Raw genomic sequence first — 20,615 nt, 5'->3', positions numbered from 1 at the left:
ACTTTAAGGTCAATAGGGCATGAAGATCGGAGAATTGGCGGAGCGCGTCGGGATGGCCGCCTCGGCGATACGTTACTACGAGCAGCAGGGGCTATTGCCGAAAGCGGTGCGCGGCGTCAACGGCTACCGGGTGTATAGCGAAAGCGCGCTGGAGCGGCTGCACCTGATCCAAATCGGCCAGAATCTGGGGTTTTCGCTGCAGGCGATTCGCGGGGTATTGGCGCTGCAGGGCAGCGCTTATGAGGAGGGGCTGATACAGGGCGTCGATGCCCGTTTGGCGGAAATCGAACGGATGATGGCGACGCTGAATGAGCAGCGAGAAGCGTTGCTGGCGACCCGGCTGACCTTGTTGCAGTCCGGCGTGGCCGGGCTGTGCCGCGCAAAGGATGAAAAGCGGGCCGGCGCGTTACCGGCCTGCAAATCTTAACGCCGTTTGAAGGCCGATCGGCCGGCATACTCGGCGGCGGCACCAAGCTGATCTTCGATGCGCATCAGCTGATTGTATTTTTCGATGCGTTCGCCGCGGCTCGGCGCGCCGGTTTTCAGATGGCCGGCTCGCATCGCGACCGTCATATCGGCGATAAAGCTGTCGACGGTTTCGCCGCTGCGGTGCGAGATAAAGGTGCCCCAGCCGTTCGCCTGGCAAAGCTGCACGGCGGCGAAGGTTTCGCTCAGCGTGCCAATCTGGTTCAGCTTGATCAGCGCCGCGTTGGCCAGGCGTTCATCAATCCCGCGCTGGATGTATTTGACGTTGGTGACGAACAGATCGTCGCCGACCAGCTCCACCTGATCGCCCAGGGCGTCGCTGAGCAGACGCCAGCCGGCCCAATCGTCCTCGGCCAAGCCGTCTTCAATCAGCACGATGGGGAAGTCCTGCACCAACCGTTGGTAATAGGCCGTCATTTGGGCGGCGTCCAGCTCAAGGTTCTCGCTGCGCAGACGGTATTTGCCGTTGGCGTAGAATTCACTCGAGGCCGGATCCATGCAAATGGCGATATCTTCTCCCGGCCGGTAACCGGCTTTTTCTATCGCCTGCACGATCAGCTCCAACGGTTGCCGGTTAGAGGCGACCGCCGGCGCGAAACCGCCTTCGTCACCGACGCCGACCGACAGGCCTTTGTCCAATAGAATTTGGCGCAGTGTCTGATAGACTTCGCTGCCCCAGCGCACGGCCTCGCGCAGCGACGGCGCGCCCAAGGGGGCTATCATAAACTCCTGAAAATCCGCCCCTTGCCAGCGGGCATGCACGCCGCCGTTGATGATATTCATGCAGGGTACCGGCAGCAGGTTGGCGCCGATGCCGCCCAGATAACGATACAGCGGCAGCTGCGACAACTGCGCCGCCAGGCGGGCGGCGGCCAGAGAAACGCCGAGCAGGGCGTTAGCGCCCAGGCGGCTTTTGTTCTCGCTGCCGTCCAGCGCGATCAGCCGGCGGTCTATCTCCTGTTGTTGGCGCACATCCACCCCGCGTAGCGCCTCATTGATCGCCGTTTTGACGCTTTGCACCGCTTCCAGCACGCCTTTGCCGCCGAAACGGCGCGGATCGCCGTCGCGATGTTCCACCGCTTCGCGCGAACCGGTGCTGGCCCCGGAAGGCACCGAGGCCCGTGCCACGGCGCCTGCCGCGCTCATTTCGACTTCGACGGTCGGGTTGCCGCGCGAATCCAGGATCTCTCTGGCGGTTACGCTTTCAATCTCATAGCTCATGGGGAGTCACCTCGTTTCTAGGGAGTGGGAACGTGTTTTATCAGCACGTCGATGGACAAGTGGTTAATGAACTCGAAGCCGAAGGAGGCATAGACGCCAAACGGACGGTTCTGGTGGCCAAGCAGCAGCAGATCGACGCCTTCACGTGCAATCAGAGCCTCGACGTCTTTGAAGCGATGGATGCTGACGATCGATCGCACCTCCAGCGGGACTGCGCTGTCCTCCACCAGACGGCTGAGCATGGCTTTGGCGGCGATCACCTCGCTGGACTGACGATCTTTGGTCAGTGAATCGCTCAGGTAATCCAGTTCGGCGTAGTCGGCGCTGATGTGCGCCACGGTAATGCGCGTATTCATCTGTTGATTGAGGCGTTCGGCATGGCGCAACAACAGCCGGCCGTCGCGTTCGTTCTGCACCAGCAGTAAAGCGTGTTGGTAGAGTGGCATGACTTATCTCCCTGCGTTAGCAATCTGGCGGGTTAACCACGGTAAAACCTCTTTTTTCCGGCTCGTCATGCCGGGCAGCGATACCTGACGGGCGTCGAGCACCCGGTTCGACGAAAAGTAAAGGGTGGAGCGGCCAAGCGTGATGTCGGTAACCAGCAGCGCGGCCATCTCCAGCCCGGCCTCCTGCTTCGCGTGTTCAAGCGCCTGTTGCAGCGCGGGCAGCAGCGGCTCGATGTCGCTCATTGCCCGCACTTCGATCTGCGACAGCAGCAGCGAGACGCTCTGGATGCGGTAATGCTTGGCGTCACGGTGCAGCAACTGCGGCGCGGATTGCCCCGAAAGGTCGGTCTTGGCGGCGATCAGGCCGGCGGTGAAGGCATCATAGTCGACGTGAGCAATTGCGCTTAACCGTTCGGCGGCCAACCGATCCAGCTCGGTGGTGGTCGGGGCGCTGAGCGCGACGGTATCGCTCAGGATAGCGCCCAGCAGCAGCGTGGCCTGGGCGGCGGAAAGCGGCATCGGCCTTTCCACCGTCAGGATTTGCAGAATGACGGTGGCGCAGCAGCCGACGGCGCGGATCCAGACATCGGGCGGGTTGCGGGTGATCAACGTGCCCAGCCGGTGATGATCGATAACGCCGACCACGTCGCTGTGCGGCAATGAGGCCGGGCCTTGCTCGGCGTCGGTAAAATCGACCAGCCAGACTTGACGATCGCGGAGATCGTCTTGCAGCAGCGGGGGGGCTTGCACGCCGGCGGCGGCCAGGATGTAGCGAGTTTCCGGCGTCAGCTCGCCGAGGCGGAAAGCCACGGCCGGCTTACCGAGATGATTGAGCCAGTCGGCGACCACCAGCGCGCTGCAGATGCTGTCGCTGTCGGGATTTTTATGGCCGAAAACGTACAGGGGCCTCTCGCGCTCGACGGCATCGGGCTGGGAGGGAAGACGGGTAAAACATGACATTTGATCCATAGCGACTCCTGACATACCTGCCTAAAAAATAAAGCGAAGTTGTATATCAGGCGTCATCATCCGGTTCGAGCGAACCGGCGGTTGGGAAAGGTGGAACACCATCACCTTGCGAATGACTGTAGCGCAGCGCGGCGGCAAACGCAACGCCCGGCAAAGCTGGCGAGAATGCGCAATCGGATTGATACTGAGTGAGTCCATGATGGACAAGGATATTTACCGCTTAACCGGCGGATACGCTGAACTGACTCACGCCGGCCGAATGCGCCGGAACTGTCTGAGACACAATGGGAGACAACATGCTCGAACCCTGCTTCCCCGAAAACGAAGCCGAACGCCTGTCGGTATTGAATTCGCTGAACGTGCTGGATTCGAACTCGGTGGAAAAACTGGATCGTATTACACGGCTGGCGGCGAAATATTTCGGCGTCACCATTGCGCTGGTGTCACTGATCGACCGGGATCGCCAATGGTTTCTATCGCGCTACGGTCTGGATGCCCGGGAAACGCCGCGCAATATCTCGTTTTGCGGCCATGCCATCTTGCAACGTGAAGCGCTGGTGGTGCCCGACACCGCCAACGATCCGCGATTTTTCGATAACCCGCTGGTGATCGGCGGGCCGCGAATCGGCTTTTACGTTGGGCAGCCGCTGTTGTCGCTCGACGGTTTGCCGCTCGGTACCCTGTGCATTATCGACAGCCAGCCGCAGCCGTTTTCCCAGGAACAGGTGGCCGACCTGCACGATTTCGCCGCCGTGGTCGAGGAGTACCTGCAGAGCATTGAACGCCACGTCTATACCGAAAACCTGAAGTCAAACTTGCAGCGCTCGGAAGCCTTGTTCGAACAGACCTTCGCCCAGGCGGCGGTGGGGATGGCGCTGGTCTCGCTGCAGGGATACTGGCTGCGGGTCAATCCGCGCATCTGCGAAATGCTGCACTATTCCGAGCGCGAACTGATGGATCGCACCTTTCAGGACATTACCTATCCGCTCGATCTCAATACCGACTTGGAAAAACTGCAGCAGCTGCTGAGAAACGAGATCAGTACCTATTCGCTGGAGAAACGCTATTTTCGCGCCGATGGTTCGATCGTCTGGGTGCAGCTGACGGTGGCGTTAAACCGGCTGCCGAACGGTAAACCGGATCATTTCATCTCGGTTATCGTCGATATCAGCGAGCGCAAGGCGGCAGAGGCCGATCTGTTTGCGCTACAGCACGAGCTGGAACAACGCGTTGAAATTCGCACGCGCGAGCTTAACGTCGTGGTCAAGAAGCTCAACGAGGAGATTGAGACTCGGGTGCTTGCCGAATACCAGCTCAGCACGGAGAAGGAACGCCTGCGCGCCATCACTGACAACATGCCGGCCTTAATCAGCCAAATCGACGCTAATGAACGCTACCTGTTTGCCAACAGCGCCTATAAAACCTGGTTTGGCCTGGAAGAGAGTCGCCTCAGGGGGATGACGGTGCGCGATTTTATGGGGGAGAACGTTTATCAGATAGCGAAACCGATGATAGACAGAGCGTTGGCGGGGGAAATGGTGAGCTTCGAAAATGAGCTTCAGACCCAACAGGGCCTGTTGATGATCCACACCACGCTGGTGCCGTGTGACGCTCAGGGATTTTACATTCTTTCCATGGACATTACCGAGTTGAAACGCCTGCAGCAACGGCTGGAGTACGATGCCACACACGACATGCTGACCGGGTTGACTAACCGCCGTGCCTTCCTGCGTCGGTTGTCCGGCACATTGCAGGCCTGTTGCGAACAGCGGCAGATGGCGCTGATATTCATCGATCTCGATGGTTTTAAAGCCCTCAATGACAGCCATGGCCATGACTTCGGCGATCTGATCCTGAAGACGTTCGCCAGGTTGCTCAGCGCCTGCGCCGGCGAACGCCATAGCGTTTCGCGCCTGGCCGGCGACGAGTTCACGGTGATCCTGTGGCCGTTGGCGGATCCGCGGCGTGAGGTCAGCGAGTTTTGCGAAAACGTGTTGGCGCGCCTGGCCGATATTTCGCAGATCGGGTCGCAGACCGTGAGCTTGTCCGCCAGCCTGGGTGCGGCGATTTCCTCGCACAATGACGTGACGGAGGAGATGCTGTTGACCCGCGCCGACGGCGCGATGTATCAGGCGAAGTTGGCCGGAAAGGGGACTTACGCCATCTGCGAGTTGTGAACGTGAAATGATGACTGTCTCGGGGTAAGCTGTTTTTTTCCTGTGACCAGTACTCCGGATTTATTGCATGGCGTCAAATCATCAACATGAAGACTGGTTGGAACTGCGGCGTGATGACGAGACCGGCATCGAGAGCGTTAACGCCCACTTTCAGGGGCATGCCTACGATCCTCACGATCATGATGAAATGCTGGTGGGCGTTACGCAGCAGGGCTTGCAGCGTTTCAATTGCCACCGCTCGCTGCATACCAGCCGGCCGGGGCGCGCCATACTGATCGAGCCGGGTGCGGTGCACGATGGTCATGCGCCGCAGGCCGAAGGGTTTACCTATGCGATGCTCTATTTGCCCCAGCATTGGGTATCTGCGGCGATGAACCGCCGTGGATTGGGCGACGCCTCGGTATTGGAAGGCGCGTTCCACAGCACGCTGACGGAGGATCCGATTCTGGCGTCCGCGATTCATCAGGCCTTTTTTGCCCTTCATCATGGTGAGGGGCGGCTGGCGCGCGATCAAAGCCTGGACCATCTACTGACGCTTTTGGCGCGGCATATTCGCGTCATGTCGAGTCCGCAATGCGATGACGCGTTGATTGAGATGAATCGTCTACGGGACTATCTGCACGCGCATATGGCGGATAATCCCAGTCTGGATGATCTGGCGCTTCAGTGTGGTCTGGACCGTTTCCGTCTGACTCGCCAATTCACTCGGGCTTTCGGCCAGTCGCCGCATGCTTATTTGGTTCGGTTAAGGTTGCGAGCCGCACGGTTGTTGCTGGCGCAGGGGGAAGAACCGGCGCAGGTCGCCATGCAGGTGGGATTTGCCGATCAGAGCCATTTGGGCCGCTGGTTCCAGCGCGCCTATCGTTTATCGCCGGCGGCTTATCAGCGCCAGTGCACAAACGTTCTATACCGCTGACTCGCCGATCTTCGATGATGTGCTTTTAAGAGCACAACGGAGTAGAGCGAAATATGTTTGATACCAAGATAGCGTTTATCGTGCGTGACGATCTGCAGACCTGGCAGCGGCTGAATGTGGTGGCCTTTCTGGCGACGGGCATCGCCGCCGCCGCTCCGGAAATCATCGGCGAGTGCTACGTGGATGCGCAAGGCAGACGCTACGGTGGCATTTCTGGGCAGCCGATGCTGATTTTTGCCGCAGATCTGCCGGGTTTGCAAAATGTGCATCGCAAAGGGCTGGAGCGGGAATTGACGCTAATCCCCTATGTGCACGCCATGTTTTCGACCGGACACGATGAAGCCAACCGACAGGTTTTTCTCGCTGAGGACGCGGATAATCTGGATTTGGTTGGGTTGGCGCTACGCGGGCCAAAAAAAGCAGTGGACAAAGCGATCAAAGGGTTAGCGCTTCACGGGTGAAATGCCACTATGACGGTATTCTCGGCACGCTAATATAAATAAAATTATTGAGCGCCGGGTTAAATAATCAAACAGGCGATTATTTAACCCGGCAAGTAATATGCTATTTATCCTATTAGGTGAGTAAAAACAACTATACTGAAACAGTTTCCCGCCTCGTAGTTATTCCTTTAAAGCTGAAGCTTGATGATAAACCGATTTAATCACTGTTAAATCAATGAGGTTTATATGAAAACAGTTTTGCAGCATATCGAGAGAAATAAAGAGAGCTACGCCCAACTTCCGCTATTTGAGTTTCTGCGCGATGAACGGCGCACGCCGCAGGAGCGGTTGGCATTTCTGCCGCACATCGCGTTTTTTATTATGGCTTTTTCCGATCTGAATAAGTTCGTGCTGCGTGACGAAACGCCATCTATCGATAGTTATCAACGTAAAGTCAATGCGCACACCTATGAAGATGATCATCACTGGCCGTGGTACCTCGAGGATCTGCACAAACTCGGTTACAACCGCTCCGCCATGCTGGCCGCACATTTGGAAGGGCTCTGGAGCGAAGGTACTCGGGAGAATCGACTATTGACCTATCGGCTGTGCGCGCTGATAAGCAGCCTCAGCGGGCTGGAGCGGATCGTGGTGATTGAGGCCATCGAAGCAACCGGCAACGTGCTGTTTGGGTTGACGACACCGCTGGCCAACCGAATTCAGCAGGCAACCGGCGTTGAACTGCGTTATTGCGGCGAATTTCATTTAGCGCTGGAGACCGGCCATGCCCAGCATCAGGGGCAGGATGATCTGGCCGAGACGACGTTGACCGATGCCGTCAGGCAACGTTGCATTGCGCATGTCGATCGCGTTTTTGCCTGGTTCGGCGATTTTACGCATGAGATGCTTGCGAACATCAAGGCGTCTGAAAGATTGGCAAACCCGAGCTAGGTCTGAAAACTCTGCAGCCAGACGGCGAATTTCCTCACCACCTCATCGTCCCGATCGCGCAGCAGCAGGGAATAGATGCCGGTTCTGATGGTCAGCGTCGGGAACGGCGAGACCAGCCGGCCGGCCGCCAGGTGCTTGGCGCAGAACAGGTAAGGCACGACGGCCAGCCCCAGGCCGTCCTCGGCTGCCTGAATGGCGGCGAAGGTATGATCGAGCGTGAGCGGGGGCGGTGAGGCGTCCAGCGCCGTCGGGTAAGCATTCAGCCAGCTGCGCCATAAATCCTCACGGGCGCGGATGCGAATGGCGGTATGGCCGGCGAGATTGCCCGGCGCAATGACCGGCATGGCATGCAAATAGCTCTGACTGCAGACCAGCAGGCTGTCTTCCTGCAGGAAAGGGAGCGCTTTCAACCCAGAGAAGTGCGCGGGATCGCGCCGGATCGCCACGTCAAACGGCGTATTGCGATCGATGGCGCCGATGCCGGTGGTGATATCAATGGCGACTCCCGGATGAATGTCATTGAACGCCGCCAGCTTCGGCATCAGCCAGTGCATGGTGAACGTCGGCAGGCTGTGCACCACTAGCCGCGGCAGGCCGGCGCTCTCTTTCAGCGCGCTTTCCGCGGCAAACAATTCGCTTATCACCCGGGAGGCGGAACGGGAAAAGTTCTCGCCGGCCTGCGTCAGCCGCACGGACTTATGCCCGCGATAAAACAGCTTGATCCCCAGCTGTTCTTCCAGGCCGCGAATATGGCGGCTAATTGCGCCCGTGGTGAGAAACAGCTCATCCGCAGCGGCGCTGAAGCTGCCAAGACGGGCGGCGGCTTCGAATGCGGACAGGTGCGGCAGGGAGTGGACTTTTTTCATAGGTTGAGTTTAGCTCAACCAAATGAGGGACGAAAGATCGTTTGTCAGCCGTTGATTTTGCTCACTATTATGGCGCATCCTTCCCGCGTTGCCGAGCGTGCCATGTTAAGCGTTGTCCCGTCTGTTATCCGTGTTAGTCGAGTCATCCTCACCTATCGATGGGCTGAGGGGCGGCACTGAATGCGGGCTTTCTATCTGCTTTGCGCGAGCCGGGCGGGCCTCTGTCTGGGCACCATGATGTTCGCCGGCGCGCTGCCGACCATCCGAAACGAGTGGCAGCTCGACGCCGCCTCCGCCGGCACGGTGCAGACGGTGTTCAGCCTCACTAACGCCCTGGCATTGCTGGTGGCTTCCTGGTGGTGCGATTCGTTGGGAGCACGCCGGGTTTATCTGCTGTTCTCCTGGCTGGGCGCCGTGGCGTTGGCGTTGTTTGCCGCCTTTGCTCATTCGTATGTCGGTGCGTTGATATTGATGGCTTTCGTCGGCCTGACGCAGGGCGGGGCCTATACGCCGGCGCTGCTGTTGGCGATGGGAATGAACGGCCCGGCGCGGCGCGGGTATGCCATCGGCCTGGTCCTGGCGGCCAGTTCGTTGGGATATTTCCTGTCGGTTTTCATCTCCGGCTGGAGCGCCATGCGCTGGGGATCCGGCGTGGCCTTCTCCCTGTGTGCCGCCGGCGCATTGCTGGGGGCGCTAGCCGGTTCGTTGGCCTTGTCCGGCTATCAGGAGCCGCGCCCGCACGCCATGGGAAGGAAGGCGAAGCGTGAGCGCTATGGCATCACCTATGTGACCCTGCTGTTGCTGATCGGGTATATCGCCCATAGTTGGGAGCTGCTCGGCAACTGGGCCTGGGCGCCAAGCCTGGTCAGTGAAGCATTGAGCGGTTTCCCTCTGGATCCGCTGAGCGCCGGCTTGATCGTTGCGGCGGCGATCCACCTGGCGGGCATGCTCGCCACGTTGATTGTCGGCACCGTTTCCGACTATTTCAATCGCGCGTCGGTGCTGATGTTTATGGGCGCCGCCGGTGCGGTGGGATCGCTGCTGATGGGGTGGTCGGCGAGCTGGGGACCGGGCTGGACGCTGCTGGTGGTCAGCCTGGGCAGTTTCTTTATCCTCGGCGACTCCGGCGTGCTGTCGGCCGCCATGGCGGACAATGTACCGCCGCAGCAGCTCGGCAGCGTGATGGGTTGGCGATCGCTGTTGGGATTCGGCATCGGTTCCTTCGCCCCCTTATCCTTTGGCGTCGTGATGGATGCCACTCAGAGCTGGAGCACGTCTTATGCCGTGTTGGCCGGCGGCGGCGGGGTAGCCTGTCTGGCGGCCTGGCTGCTTTGGCGTGAGGCGCGAGCATCATCAGATGAATGAGACAAAATCACGCATTGTTATCGCACTCTCCCATTACGGATTAGCGTCGTAATGCGCTCAACGTCGCTGCAGTTTTTTGCGCGGTCGGCGAGGCTCTTATATATTTAGTAGCATGCCTGAGGCAGGTTAGGCATGACGCGACGGCCGCTGGCCGCTGCAAGTACGACAGTTAATCCGTTCGCCAAGAGGCTGCGAGCCGGTGCTTTCGGTAGGGACAGCCGCCAATCGTTTTTACGGCGACCGAAGGCGGAGCAGCTACTCACAGGTCACGAGGACACTTACCATGCATAAGAGAACACTGGCGTCACTGCATTACGAAAACATGCCTTACGATGGGGTGCACTTTCATATTTTGAAACGGGAGACGCCTGGCCATACGGCGTTGCTGAAGCTGGATGCGGGCAGCCGACAACCGGCGCGCTTTCATCCGGGGTGGGTGAAGCTGATGGTGTTGAGCGGTGAGATGAAGGTTGACGATCAGACGCTGCAACCTCATGAAATGTTAATTATTCCCGCCAATACCGCCTATACGGTGCAGGCTATTACGGAAGTGATTTGTCTGGCGATTTCCGAACTGGACGGCGCCGAACTGGCCCGTTGATGGGATAACGGCAATGGATAGAGGAGAGCCTAGGCGCTCTCCATATCCATTCAGCGTTGAGCCGCCCCCCAGGCTGAGCTGTCTGCTGATTGATGCGTACACCTCCTGACTTATGCCACCGCGCTTTCCCTTTTCCATCACTTTCGGCCACGTCGCCCCCGCAACGTGCCGCCATTGCGCAGCGCCTGCGCAACGTCATCGCCTCCGTTTTACGCAGAACGATGAAATGTTGGTGTAAATAGTGTGTTTCTTCGCATAAGGCCCCTGGTGTGGCTTGCGAGAACGTCACTATATGGAGGATCATGCGACCTCTCTATCAAATAAAAGACATTCGCGTTATCAAAAGGGACAAACGACCATGGGATTCGACGTCGACAACGCCGAAATAAAACGCATCGACCTCAGCGGCCACGAAAACTCCGCGTTCGAGGTGACGGGGCTGGTGAAACACTATCCGGCGGGCTTTGTCATTCCTTACCACTCGCATAAACGCTGCCATTTGCTCTATTCGCAACAGGGCGTGATGGCGGTCGAGGCGAGCTGCGGGCGTTGGATCGTGCCGCCTACCACCGCAGTCTGGCTGCGACCGGGGGTAGAACATCAACTGGTCATGCAGAGTAACATTTGCGTTTACGGGATTTTTGTCGATGAATTCACCGCTGAGCGGTTGCCGTTGCTCGATGGCGTCTTGCAGGTGTCACCGCTGCTGCGCGAGCTGATCGCCCAGCTGGCGACGTTGGCGCCAGAGGGCGAGGAGACTAAACGCCACGCGCTGCTCAGAGCCTTGTTCCTGGAGGAGCTGAGCCTGCAGCCGCAGCTGGCGCTGCATCTTCCCTGGCCGATGGAGGCGAGAATGGCCGAGATTTGCCGGCAGTTGGTCATCACGCCGGCCGACGATCGCGGCATTGAGATCTGGGCGGATTCATTGTCGATCAGCGCGAAAACCTTTCAGCGTCACTTCACTCAACAAACCGGCATCACCTTCGGCCAGTGGAAACAGCGCTTGCGGCTGCTGTCGTCGATTCCGCTGTTGCTGGCGGGCAACTCGATCATCCATGCCGCTTTCGAAAGCGGCTACGAGAGCCACAGCGCCTATTCAGTGGCGTTCAAAAAACTGTTTGGCGTTTCGCCTTCGCGCTTTACGCTATAGCCGTTCGCATCGCGCGCTTCTCCTATGGATTGAAGCAACCTAATGACGTATAAAGCAAAGCAGTCAACCGCCGAGGCCGCTTCCCGTGATAAAAGTTGTCCTGTATCTGATTCTTGCCGTGACGATCGCCATTATTGCGGCAAGAGCCATCTTTCGTTTGCCTGATATTTGCCAGCGTCCGCCACAGGCGGCATTGCCGGCGGATCCCGCTGCCCAGCTGCCGGCTCGGGCCGCCGAACTGATGGCGGCACATCCGGGCCTGAGCGGCGTGGTGCCGCTGGTCAGCGGGCACGATGCGTTCGCCAGCCGCCTGGCGCTGGCGCGGATGGCGGAAAGGTCGATCGACGCCCAGTACTATATCTGGCATAACGACACCTCCGGGCAGATCCTGCTGAAAACCTTGTATGACGCGGCTCAACGCGGCGTGCGCGTGCGTCTGCTGTTGGACGATAACGGCGTCGCCATGGACGAGACTCTGACGGCGTTGAACGCCCAGGAAAACGTCGAGATCCGCCTGTTCAACCCGTCAACGGTGCGCACGCCGAAGCTGGCCGGCTACGCCTTTGACTTTATGCGCATGAACCGGCGCATGCATAACAAGTCTTTCATCGTCGACGGCGCCGTGGCGATCATCGGCGGCCGCAACATCGGCGACGAGTATTTCCAGGTCGGCGACGAAAACTATTTCCTCGATCTCGACGTGTTGAGCGCGGGCAGCGTGGTGGCGGAGACCGCCGAGGTCTTCGACCGCTACTGGAACAGCGCCTCGGTGTTTGGCGTTGAGCAGATTATCAAGGGCAAAGGCAACCTCTCGGCATTCCTGACGCAGGCCGCCGCGACCGAAAGCAGCGAACGCGCCCGCAAGCTGGCGGTGCAGTTGGAAACCAGCGCGGTGCGCTTCCGCGATGGCGCCGTACAGCCTGAATTCACGACGGTGCAGCTGGTGGCCGACGATCCGGCGAAAGGTCTGGGCAAGGCCGCGCACGATCGTTTGATGGTGACGCAGCTCGGTAAGATCATCGGTGGCGTCAACCAGCAGTTGGAGCTGGTTTCCGCCTATTTCGTACCGGGGCGGGAAGGGGCGGCCTTCTTTGAATCGCTTGCCAGGCAGGGGAAATCCATACGCGTGCTGACCAACGCGATGAACACCACCGACGTGCTGGTGGTCCATGCCGGCTACGCCAAATACCGCCGCGATCTGCTGCAGGCGGGCGTGGAACTGTTCGAGCTGAAGCTGCGCGCCGGCCAACCGACGGGGCGCAAGGAGCTCAAACCGCTGGGGCTGTCCGGCGCGGCGCTGCACGCGAAAACCTTCGCCATCGACGATAAACGGGTTTTTATCGGCTCGTTCAATTTTGACCCGCGCTCGGCGCACCTGAACTGCGAAATGGGCTTTTTGATCGATAGCCCGACGTTGGCGGCCGACACCCGCCAACTGTTTGATGGCCCGCTCGAGTACGCCGCCTATCGGCCGGCATTGACACCCGAGGGCAAAATGGTGTGGAACGAAGCCTTCGAAGACGGCCACACCGAGGTACACCAGCAAGAGCCCGGCGCCGGCTGGGTAAAACGCATCGTTCTCACCGTGGCCGGCTGGCTGCCGATCGAGTGGATGCTGTAACGGCGGTGAATGCCGCCGCCGCCCGTTGAGTCAACCGTTGCAAGGGAACCAATCCTGCGCTTATCGGTTGGCTTCAGCATCACCAGAGAGTTTAAAAGTAAACAACACTGTTTCATTAACGCTGCCTGGTACCCAGCAGCTGCGTGCGATAGCGCTTTTGGTGTCGCGATAGAATTCCGGTGTGCCCGTTAGCACGATATTTCTGGCTTTACCCTTATCATCAACATCAAACGTTGCGCTCACTTCGCCTTCACGTTTTTCAGCCTTCGCAGAGGCGGAATAGTATGGCCGCTCATAAAAGACTTGTCCGTCGCATCCCAGGTTAGGCGGTTGCTTTGCCATTGGAACATTGCTGCCTGCACGCCAGGCATAGACGCAATCGTTCACCGCACTGGCTTTTTCACAGCCATCAGGTTGCAATGGCGCGCAACCGGCAAGTGCCAGGCTCAGCGAGATGAGGGTGAATCGTGACATGGCGTTTCCTGCATGTTCTATCAATCAGATAACGCATATTTTCGCTTAGCACAGGGTATTTAGAAAGAGAAATCATGCAGCTTTCGCTAGGGTATTAATCATTCTTTTCTTAAGCTAATACTCTATTCGAAAATATGAGGGTAAATAGTTGTCCGGGGTGGGGTTAATTCTTTGGTTAATTATATCTATTATTTTACTTTACCATTGAAATCATTGGAGATAACAATTTTTTCACAGGGCATTAAAATAGAAAAAATAACCAATTAGATTATTATTTCTTGTAATTGCCTCGACAAAAACCAAAGGATCTTCCACCATGCGCATGATGAAAGCCGCCGCCTTTATCGAAAGGGGGAGAATAGAACTCATTGAAAAACCGATTCCTTCTCCTGGCCCCAACGATGCTTTGCTCAAAATAACCACGACGACAATCTGCGGTACCGATATTCATATTCTTAAGGGTGAATATGCCGTGCCTCACGGACTGACCGTGGGACATGAGCCGGTTGGGATTATAGAAAAGCTCGGGAGCAATGTTAAAGGCTTTAAAGAAGGGCAGCGGGCGTTGGCCGGTGCCATTTGCCCCTCTTTTACGTCCTATGCCTGCCAGGATGGATTTCCCGCCCAGGATGGCGCCTATTTGCCGGAATGTCCTTGCCATGGGTATAAAGCCACGGCGGGTTGGCGCTTCGGCAATGTTATCGACGGTACCCAGGCTGAATATGTACTGGTGCCTGATGCTGAAGCCAATTTGGCGCTCATACCGGACGGTCTGACGGATGAACAGGTGCTGATGTGCCCGGATGTGATGTCTACCGGTTTTAAAGGCGCGGAAAATGCCAACATTAAAATTGGTGATACGGTGGCCATCTTCGCCCAGGGGCCGATCGGTTTATGCGCCACTGCGGGCGCTCGCCTGCAGGGCGCCAGCCTGATTATTGCCATCAGCAGCTCTCCCGAAAAGCTGATGATGGCGGGAAAGATGGGGGCAAACGTCTTGCTGAATTACAAGGAAACCGATGTGATTGATGAAATATTCAAGATTACGGCGGGGCGTGGTGTGGACGCCAGCATCGAGTGTTTGGGGACGCAAGCCACCTTTAATCAAGCGCTGCGTGTCTTAAAACCTGGCGGGACACTGTCCAGTCTCGGCGTTTATAGCGACGATATTCAATTGCCTGTCGAGGCGTTCGCCTATGGGCTGGGCGATCATACGATTCGTACGGCTCTGTGCCCTGGCGGTAAGGAGCGGATGCGCAGAATGATGAACGTTATCCAGCATGGCGGTTTGGATCTCACGCCGTTCGTGACGCATCGTTTTCAGCTGGAGAATATTGCCGAGGCTTACCACCTGTTCTCTGAAAAGCGCGATGGCGTGATTAAGTTGGCGATAACCCCGTAACGGTGCAACACAGGATGAATCTGGCGCAGCGGCCGCAACCGCTGCGCCTGGGGTTACCTGCTGATCGTCTGTTGCAGCGCCTGAACGGAGGAGGCGATCCCGGCATCGACCGACATGGTCAGGTCTTCCATCTCCAGCGACACCCAGTCGTTATAGCCCGTCATGCGCACCACCGAGAAGAACTCCTTCCACCACTGCAGATCCCGCCCGCAGCCGACGGCGACGTAATTCCAGGCCCGACCGGCCACGTCGTCGATTGGTTTGGTCTCCAGCAGCCCGTTAACCTCGACGATGCCGCGCTCAAGGCGCACGTCTTTGCCGTGCACATGGTGAATGGCGGGGCCGAGGGCGCGGGCTACCGCGATGGGATCTGCCCCCATCCAGATCAGGTGGCTGGGATCGAGGTTCAGGCCTACCATCGGGCCGACCGCGTCGCGCAGCCGGAACAGCGTCTGCGGGTTCCACACCAGCATGGCGCTGAAGTTCTCCAGCGCGAACCGTTCGACGCCACACTCCCTGGCTTTGTCGACCAGTGTGCGCCAATAGGGGATCGCCACCTCATTCCATTGATAGTCCAGACAGTTTTTTACCGTGGGCGGCCAACTGACGGTATAGGTGATCCAGTTGGGGATGGTGTCATGCGGGCTGGCCGGCGGCAGCCCGCTCATCATGACGATCTTTTTTACCCCCAACAGGCCTGCCAGCTCCAGCGTATTGTCGGTTTGTCGCAGATGGCGCCGCCCCAGCTCGCCCGGATCGAGCGGGTTGCCGGAGACATTGAGTGCGGCGATCTCCATGCCGCGGCTGGCCAGCGCCTGCTGCAGCTGCCGGCGTTTGGCCGGGTTAGCCAGCAGATCGTCGGCATCCAGATGGGGGGCCGGAGACCAGCCGCCGGTGGTCATTTCCACGCCGAGCACCCCCAGTTCCAGCAACCGGTCCAGCATGGGCTCGAAGGGCAAATGGCCCAGGCTGTCGGTACAGAATGAAAGTTTCATGATGCTTTCCTTATTGGTAATTAACCCAGGTGGCGCCGTTGTCGGCGGAGCGAACGCAGTTTTCAATCCAGCGCACGCCTTCTAATCCGGCATCGATATCCGGATAGATCAGCGTTGCCAGCGTCTGCCGATCACCGCGCTGGCTAGCGCTGATGGCGATGGCGAACTTGAGGTAGATATTGGCCCAGGACTCGGCCAGTCCTTCGGTATGCAATGCGCCGAGCCGTTCCTCGGCCAGCGCGCTGTCGTCCAGATAGGGCATGCCGTGGTGTAGCGTCTGATTGGGGCGCCCCTGGATCTCGTAACGCAATTCACCGGGTGTAGCGTCGCTCCATTGCAGGCTGGCGAGCGAGCCCACCACGCGGATGCTTTGGCTGTCCATCGCGCCGGCGTTGATGGCAGATGCCCACATGCGGCCAACGGCGCCGTTTTGGTAGTGCATCAGCACCATGGCGTTGTCTTCCAGCGGGGCGCGAGAAGGGATAAAACTCTGGCGATCGCACAGCAGGGAGGCGATCTTCATGTCGGGCATCACCAGCTGCGAAATGTAAAAGGTGTGGGTGGAGATATCGCCCAGCACAAAAGTGGGGCCGGCGATTTTCGGGTCAACGCGCCACTTTTGCGCCTCGAACTTGTCTGCGCTCTCGTTGGCGTTGAAGCCGTGGGTATACTGCAATTCGACAATGCGCACTTCGCCGATGTCGCCGTTCGCGATCATGGCGCGCATCTGCATCAGCAGCGGATGGCCAGAGAAGCCGTAGGTTACGCCGACGATCAGGCTTTTCTCCGCCGCCAGCGCCTTGATTTCTTTCGCCTGCGCCGTGGAGAAGAACAGCGGTTTTTCGCAGATGACATGCAGGCCGGCATTCAGCGCGGCGCGTGTGATTTCATAGTGGGTGCCGTTGGGGGTGGCGATGGTCACCACCTCAACGCCATCTTCGCGGTTAGCCTCCTGCTCCAGCAGCTGCTGGTAGTCGTCATAACAGCGTTCGGCGGGCACGCCGAGATTAACGCCGAACTCACGACCGCGCACCGCGTCGATATCAAAGGCACCGGCGACCAGCCGAAAGGCGGTATTATCGCGCAGGGCGCCGGAACGGTGTTTGTAGCCCACCTGGCTGAGGCGGCCACCGCCGATCATCGCCCAACGCAGCGGGCGAGGGATGCTTCTTTCACCATTTAACATGCTGACTCCTGAGATTGTGTTTTGCACTCGGGTGCAAAGTGGGTTGAAAAAGAGCGGCAACGGTCTATTTCTGGTTCATCTGCGCAAATTGCGGGTAGTTTTCTCCCGTCACGGTGGCATAAGGCACCCAGTTGTAAGGCTCGGTTTTAGTGCGGTCCAACATCGCTCGGGTCACTTGCACCGCGCCGATCGCCTGGGCTTTGGCATCCTGGAAAATGGTCACTGCCATGTCGCCGTTCTTGATAAATTGCAGGCCGTCGGGTGTGCCATCAATGCCGGCAACCAGCACGCCGTTCTTTTTGGCCTGCTTCAGCGCCATGATTGCACCGATGGCCATCTCGTCGTTGTTGGCGGCGATCGCATCGATCGGCGCGCCGTTCAGCAACCAGCCAGAGACCACGTCGACCGCTTCATTGCGCTGCCATTTGGCTGTCTGTTTCTCTACTACTTTCAGATCTTTGTGCTTGGCGATCACCGCTTCCACCGCACGGGTGCGTTCGCGAGTTTCTTCGTTGGAGAGGGCGCCCATCAGGATCGCCACGTTGCCGCGATAGTTCATTTTTTTCGCCAGAGCCTCCATCTGCAGGCGGCCGCTGAGCGCCGAATCAGAACCGACGTAGGCCGTCGCACCGACCAGCGGCACTTCGGGTTTGCGGTTGACGAAAATGAGGGGGATCGCGGCACGTTGGGCGGCCGCCATCATCGGCTGGACGCCTTGCGTATCGACCGGGTTGAGGATAATGGCGTTTACGCCCTGGTTGATCAGATCCTCTACCTTCTGCACCTGCAGGGCGACATCGCCTTTGGCATCGACGAACTGGCCTTGCAACTGCTGCGCAGCCAATTCACGCGCCATTTGGCTGCGCAGGATAGAGACGAAGTTGAGATCGAAATTGGCCAGCGCGACGCCGACCTGCCAGGTCTTGGCCTGGGTGGTTCCGACGAACAGCGAGCAGGCTAACATCAACAGCAGTCTGGTTTTTTTCATTACGGTATCCTGTTGAGAAGAGAGGTGTTGTGTAAAAATAGTGCTTTTGCAACCGGGTGCAAAACAGAAGAAAAAAGGGCAATGAGTCTCTGAATGCCACCGTGAATGTCAATGATGTATAAAATTTGGTCAATAGGGGAAAGGTGAAAACAGCGTAGACGATCACAAACTGTTTACATTTTGCACCCGGTTGCACAACGAATTGCAATCGGGTGCAAAAACAGCACATAATTGCAGCAGGCATGTCGACGGGCGCTTAGGGGATCTGAGCGAACAGGATATAGTTTGACTTCACCGAAGCAGGGATCGACACAATCATGATGAAACACCACAAAGCCACCGCCAGCGACGTCGCCGAAAAGGCCGGCGTTTCCAAATGGACGGTATCACGCGCCTTTACGCCCGGCGCGTCGATCTCGGACAGCGCGCGTGAAAGCGTGCTGGCGGCGGCGGCCGAGCTAGGTTATCGGCCGAACCTGCTGGCACGTAGCCTGTCGCAAAAACGCACGCACATCATCGGCGTGGCCATCGACGAGATGAAGAATCCACATTCGATGATGATGCTTGATATGGTGACCAGACAGTTGCAAACCCGCGGCTACATGGCGCTGCTGCTGAACATCACCGCCGGAGAAAATTACCGGGCGGTGATGGCGATGGCCGATCAGCTGCAGGTCGATGGCATTCTGTTCCTGGCGACCGTGTTAACCAAAGAGTGGGTGGCAATCGCGCAAGATCTGCATCAGATCCCGCTGGTGCAGGTGTGTCGCAATACGGAAAGTGAACACATTGATGTGGTCAATATCGACGGCTACCGCGCCGGCGAAGAGATCGCCGAGCTGCTGATTGAGCAAGGCCACCGGCGCTTTGGCTACATGAAGGGGCCGGACACGCAAAGCAGCCATTTACTGCGTATGGAAGGCTACCGCGACAAGCTGCTCGCTGCCGGTTTTCAGCTGGATAGGGTACTCACTGCCGGCCACTACGATCGCCAGCGCGGTTTTCAGTTGATGAGCGAATACCTGCAGGCCACGCCGGAAAGCGAGCGGGTTGCGGCGCTGTTCTGCGAGAACGACGTGCTGGCCTTGGGGGCGCTCGAAGCCATCAGGCAAACGGCGCCATCGTCAGCCATGGCCGTGGTAGGTTTCGACGATATCGACGAAGCCGGCTCTGCCAATTGGGCGCTGACCAGCTATAGCCAACGTATCGATCGGCTGGTCGAAGAGGCCTTGAATCGCCTGATCGACAACCGCGCCACAGCGGACGGCGCCTGGCGGCATGGGGAGCTGCGGGTTCGGCGGTCGCATTTGGGGGGAAAACAGGTGTGAGAGTTGTTTTTTTTGTGACTATGTCACTTAAGGGGTTTGATGAAAATTCATCGAGATAAAAAGAAAAAACTCTATAGAAGAGAAAGTGTTACATCCAGAGGCTCTATAGCCAGCGGTGGTGAGTACCGCTGGGGACGCCATAGCAAGCAGGCGGACGATGAACATTTACCGCTGCGTGAAAGCATGCATGGGCGGATAAAACATGGTATGGATTACACGCCGCTATTTCAATTTCTGCTCGGTAAAGTGGGCCAACCTTGGAATGAAGTACACAGTGAAGCGGTTAGTCGGTTGGATAAAGAAGCACCTATTTTTTATCTGGTGGCGCTTCACCGTAAAAACTGGCGGAGCTATGTCTGTTGTGGTGAATCTAGCTATTACAGCGGACTATGCGTAGATGAACTCGGGATACTGCAGAAAGTGAACCCGGCATTTACCGCAGAAGATGTGCCGGTGAGATGCCGTTGTTGTACCTATACGTTCAACGGTGAACTCGTACCCGTCACGGAAAAGAACTGGCAAAAGCCTTATGAGAAGGAATCCTGGGAATAATCAGGTTTCACGAGTGCCATTCTGGTGCAGGATTGATTGCCGAAGTTTGCCAGATTTCACGTAGCGCGATCAAAAAGGAGGGCATTTGACCTGTTTTGCAGAGTTGCTGAATCTATTCCAGACGTTTGAAGTTGAACTGCATCGGCTAATGGTGCGCCGCGATCCGCAGCGCGTCGCGGCATTACTGCATGATGACTTTGAAGAAATATCAATTTGGATCCTGACAGAAAAAGAGGGTTGGCAAATGCGGTTTCATCAAGGTACGCCGACTGATGATTGATTGCGTTTAAAAGCGGCCGAGTGACAGTAAGCCTGGCGGGAAAACGGGATGTCAGACGGATAAGGTTGAAGGGTAAGGTGAGAGATAATGTGCAGGGCTAATCACGGTGCGTATCCAGTTACTTAATTTAACATAATATACATTATGCGCACCAAGATAAGGATACACGGATTCTGGCGTCCAGGCCTGATTCATGGG

General features: G+C 57.8%; 21 protein-coding genes and 1 riboswitch. Of the genes, 13 read left to right on the top strand and 8 right to left on the bottom strand.

Annotation, left to right across the window (positions count from 1 at the left end):
- The first annotated feature begins 19 nt into the window (after positions 1 to 19).
- Complete coding sequence (locus tag AAIE04_RS14400; RefSeq protein WP_211130239.1) at positions 20 to 427, top strand: MerR family transcriptional regulator; 408 nt, start codon at positions 20 to 22, stop codon at positions 425 to 427.
- On the opposite strand, the gene eno is transcribed toward AAIE04_RS14400, so the two are convergent.
- Genes eno through AAIE04_RS14385 form a run of 3 tightly spaced genes read right to left on the bottom strand, consistent with a single transcriptional unit; the run spans position 424 to position 3,122 of the window.
- Positions 424 to 1,707: a phosphopyruvate hydratase gene (gene eno, locus AAIE04_RS14395; RefSeq protein ID WP_063919459.1), complete on the bottom strand. Its 1,284-nt coding sequence runs from the start codon at positions 1,705 to 1,707 to the stop codon at positions 424 to 426. The two genes, AAIE04_RS14400 and eno, sit on opposite strands and share 4 nt — an antisense overlap.
- Before the next feature lie 17 nt (positions 1,708 to 1,724).
- A complete protein-coding gene (locus tag AAIE04_RS14390; protein WP_019455345.1) occupies positions 1,725 to 2,153 on the bottom strand; it encodes an adenine nucleotide alpha hydrolase family protein in 429 nt (142 codons plus the stop codon).
- 3 nt (positions 2,154 to 2,156) lie between these two features.
- The gene (locus tag AAIE04_RS14385) at positions 2,157 to 3,122 is read right to left on the bottom strand and encodes a DHHA2 domain-containing protein (protein ID WP_498577195.1); all 966 of its coding nucleotides are present in this window, start codon (positions 3,120 to 3,122) and stop codon (positions 2,157 to 2,159) included.
- A gap of 40 nt (positions 3,123 to 3,162) precedes the next feature.
- A riboswitch (Fluoride riboswitch) is annotated at positions 3,163 to 3,237 on the bottom strand.
- Positions 3,238 to 3,418: 181 nt separating this feature from the next.
- On the opposite strand from AAIE04_RS14385, the gene AAIE04_RS14380 reads away from it, so the two are divergent.
- The 4 genes from AAIE04_RS14380 (at position 3,419) to AAIE04_RS14365 (ending at position 7,609) form a co-directional block, all read left to right on the top strand.
- Positions 3,419 to 5,299, top strand: coding sequence for a PAS domain S-box protein (locus tag AAIE04_RS14380; protein ID WP_498577194.1), 1,881 nt, complete (start codon positions 3,419 to 3,421; stop codon positions 5,297 to 5,299).
- 67 nt (positions 5,300 to 5,366) lie between these two features.
- Positions 5,367 to 6,215 (top strand): AraC family ligand binding domain-containing protein, encoded by an 849-nt coding sequence (locus AAIE04_RS14375; RefSeq protein WP_498577193.1) that lies wholly within the window; start codon positions 5,367 to 5,369, stop codon positions 6,213 to 6,215.
- Between the two features lie 53 nt (positions 6,216 to 6,268).
- A complete protein-coding gene (locus AAIE04_RS14370; RefSeq protein ID WP_019455349.1) occupies positions 6,269 to 6,676 on the top strand; it encodes a DUF2000 domain-containing protein in 408 nt (135 codons plus the stop codon).
- Positions 6,677 to 6,904: 228 nt separating this feature from the next.
- Complete coding sequence (locus AAIE04_RS14365; protein WP_498577192.1) at positions 6,905 to 7,609, top strand: hypothetical protein; 705 nt, start codon at positions 6,905 to 6,907, stop codon at positions 7,607 to 7,609.
- Here the strand turns inward: AAIE04_RS14365 and AAIE04_RS14360 are convergent.
- A complete protein-coding gene (locus AAIE04_RS14360; protein WP_498577191.1) occupies positions 7,606 to 8,475 on the bottom strand; it encodes a LysR substrate-binding domain-containing protein in 870 nt (289 codons plus the stop codon). The two genes, AAIE04_RS14365 and AAIE04_RS14360, sit on opposite strands and share 4 nt — an antisense overlap.
- Positions 8,476 to 8,655: 180 nt before the next feature.
- Between AAIE04_RS14360 and AAIE04_RS14355 the strand changes: the two genes are divergently transcribed.
- From AAIE04_RS14355 to AAIE04_RS14340, 4 genes are all read left to right on the top strand, one after another.
- Positions 8,656 to 9,840, top strand: coding sequence for an MFS transporter (locus AAIE04_RS14355; protein WP_498577190.1), 1,185 nt, complete (start codon positions 8,656 to 8,658; stop codon positions 9,838 to 9,840).
- A 283-nt stretch (positions 9,841 to 10,123) separates the two neighbouring features.
- On the top strand, positions 10,124 to 10,441 hold the full coding sequence (locus tag AAIE04_RS14350; RefSeq protein WP_019455354.1) for a cupin domain-containing protein: 318 nt from the start codon (positions 10,124 to 10,126) through the stop codon (positions 10,439 to 10,441).
- Between the two features lie 358 nt (positions 10,442 to 10,799).
- Positions 10,800 to 11,591 (top strand): AraC family transcriptional regulator, encoded by a 792-nt coding sequence (locus AAIE04_RS14345; RefSeq protein WP_498577189.1) that lies wholly within the window; start codon positions 10,800 to 10,802, stop codon positions 11,589 to 11,591.
- Positions 11,592 to 11,676: 85 nt separating this feature from the next.
- The gene (locus AAIE04_RS14340; protein ID WP_498577188.1) at positions 11,677 to 13,212 is read left to right on the top strand and encodes a phospholipase D family protein; all 1,536 of its coding nucleotides are present in this window, start codon (positions 11,677 to 11,679) and stop codon (positions 13,210 to 13,212) included.
- A 60-nt stretch (positions 13,213 to 13,272) separates the two neighbouring features.
- On the opposite strand, the gene AAIE04_RS14335 is transcribed toward AAIE04_RS14340, so the two are convergent.
- Entirely contained in the window at positions 13,273 to 13,686 is a 414-nt protein-coding gene (locus AAIE04_RS14335) for an energy transducer TonB (RefSeq protein ID WP_071532856.1), read from the bottom strand.
- Positions 13,687 to 14,002: 316 nt separating this feature from the next.
- On the opposite strand from AAIE04_RS14335, the gene AAIE04_RS14330 reads away from it, so the two are divergent.
- The gene (locus tag AAIE04_RS14330) at positions 14,003 to 15,088 is read left to right on the top strand and encodes an NAD(P)-dependent alcohol dehydrogenase (protein ID WP_498577187.1); all 1,086 of its coding nucleotides are present in this window, start codon (positions 14,003 to 14,005) and stop codon (positions 15,086 to 15,088) included.
- Between the two features lie 53 nt (positions 15,089 to 15,141).
- On the opposite strand, the gene AAIE04_RS14325 is transcribed toward AAIE04_RS14330, so the two are convergent.
- The 3 genes from AAIE04_RS14325 to AAIE04_RS14315 form a co-directional block, all read right to left on the bottom strand.
- Complete coding sequence (locus tag AAIE04_RS14325; protein ID WP_019455358.1) at positions 15,142 to 16,083, bottom strand: sugar phosphate isomerase/epimerase family protein; 942 nt, start codon at positions 16,081 to 16,083, stop codon at positions 15,142 to 15,144.
- A 10-nt stretch (positions 16,084 to 16,093) separates the two neighbouring features.
- The gene (locus tag AAIE04_RS14320; RefSeq protein ID WP_498577186.1) at positions 16,094 to 17,269 is read right to left on the bottom strand and encodes a Gfo/Idh/MocA family protein; all 1,176 of its coding nucleotides are present in this window, start codon (positions 17,267 to 17,269) and stop codon (positions 16,094 to 16,096) included.
- Positions 17,270 to 17,333: 64 nt separating this feature from the next.
- A complete protein-coding gene (locus AAIE04_RS14315) occupies positions 17,334 to 18,257 on the bottom strand; it encodes a substrate-binding domain-containing protein (protein ID WP_498577185.1) in 924 nt (307 codons plus the stop codon).
- A gap of 317 nt (positions 18,258 to 18,574) precedes the next feature.
- Between AAIE04_RS14315 and AAIE04_RS14310 the strand changes: the two genes are divergently transcribed.
- The 3 genes from AAIE04_RS14310 to AAIE04_RS14300 all read left to right on the top strand — a co-directional run bounded on the left by AAIE04_RS14310 (position 18,575) and on the right by AAIE04_RS14300 (position 20,417).
- Positions 18,575 to 19,585 carry a LacI family DNA-binding transcriptional regulator gene (locus tag AAIE04_RS14310; RefSeq protein ID WP_498577184.1) on the top strand — a complete coding sequence of 337 codons (1,011 nt, stop codon included), beginning with the start codon at positions 18,575 to 18,577 and terminating at the stop codon, positions 19,583 to 19,585.
- 39 nt (positions 19,586 to 19,624) lie between these two features.
- On the top strand, positions 19,625 to 20,137 hold the full coding sequence (locus AAIE04_RS14305; protein WP_498577183.1) for a hypothetical protein: 513 nt from the start codon (positions 19,625 to 19,627) through the stop codon (positions 20,135 to 20,137).
- Between the two features lie 85 nt (positions 20,138 to 20,222).
- Positions 20,223 to 20,417: a hypothetical protein gene (locus AAIE04_RS14300; protein ID WP_498577182.1), complete on the top strand. Its 195-nt coding sequence runs from the start codon at positions 20,223 to 20,225 to the stop codon at positions 20,415 to 20,417.
- The last annotated feature ends 198 nt before the right edge of the window (positions 20,418 to 20,615 follow it).

This window comes from Serratia sp. Ae19-1, assembly GCF_059801225.1.
Note: the sequence above shows the minus strand (reverse complement) of the source record. Positions and strands in the feature narration are given on the sequence as shown.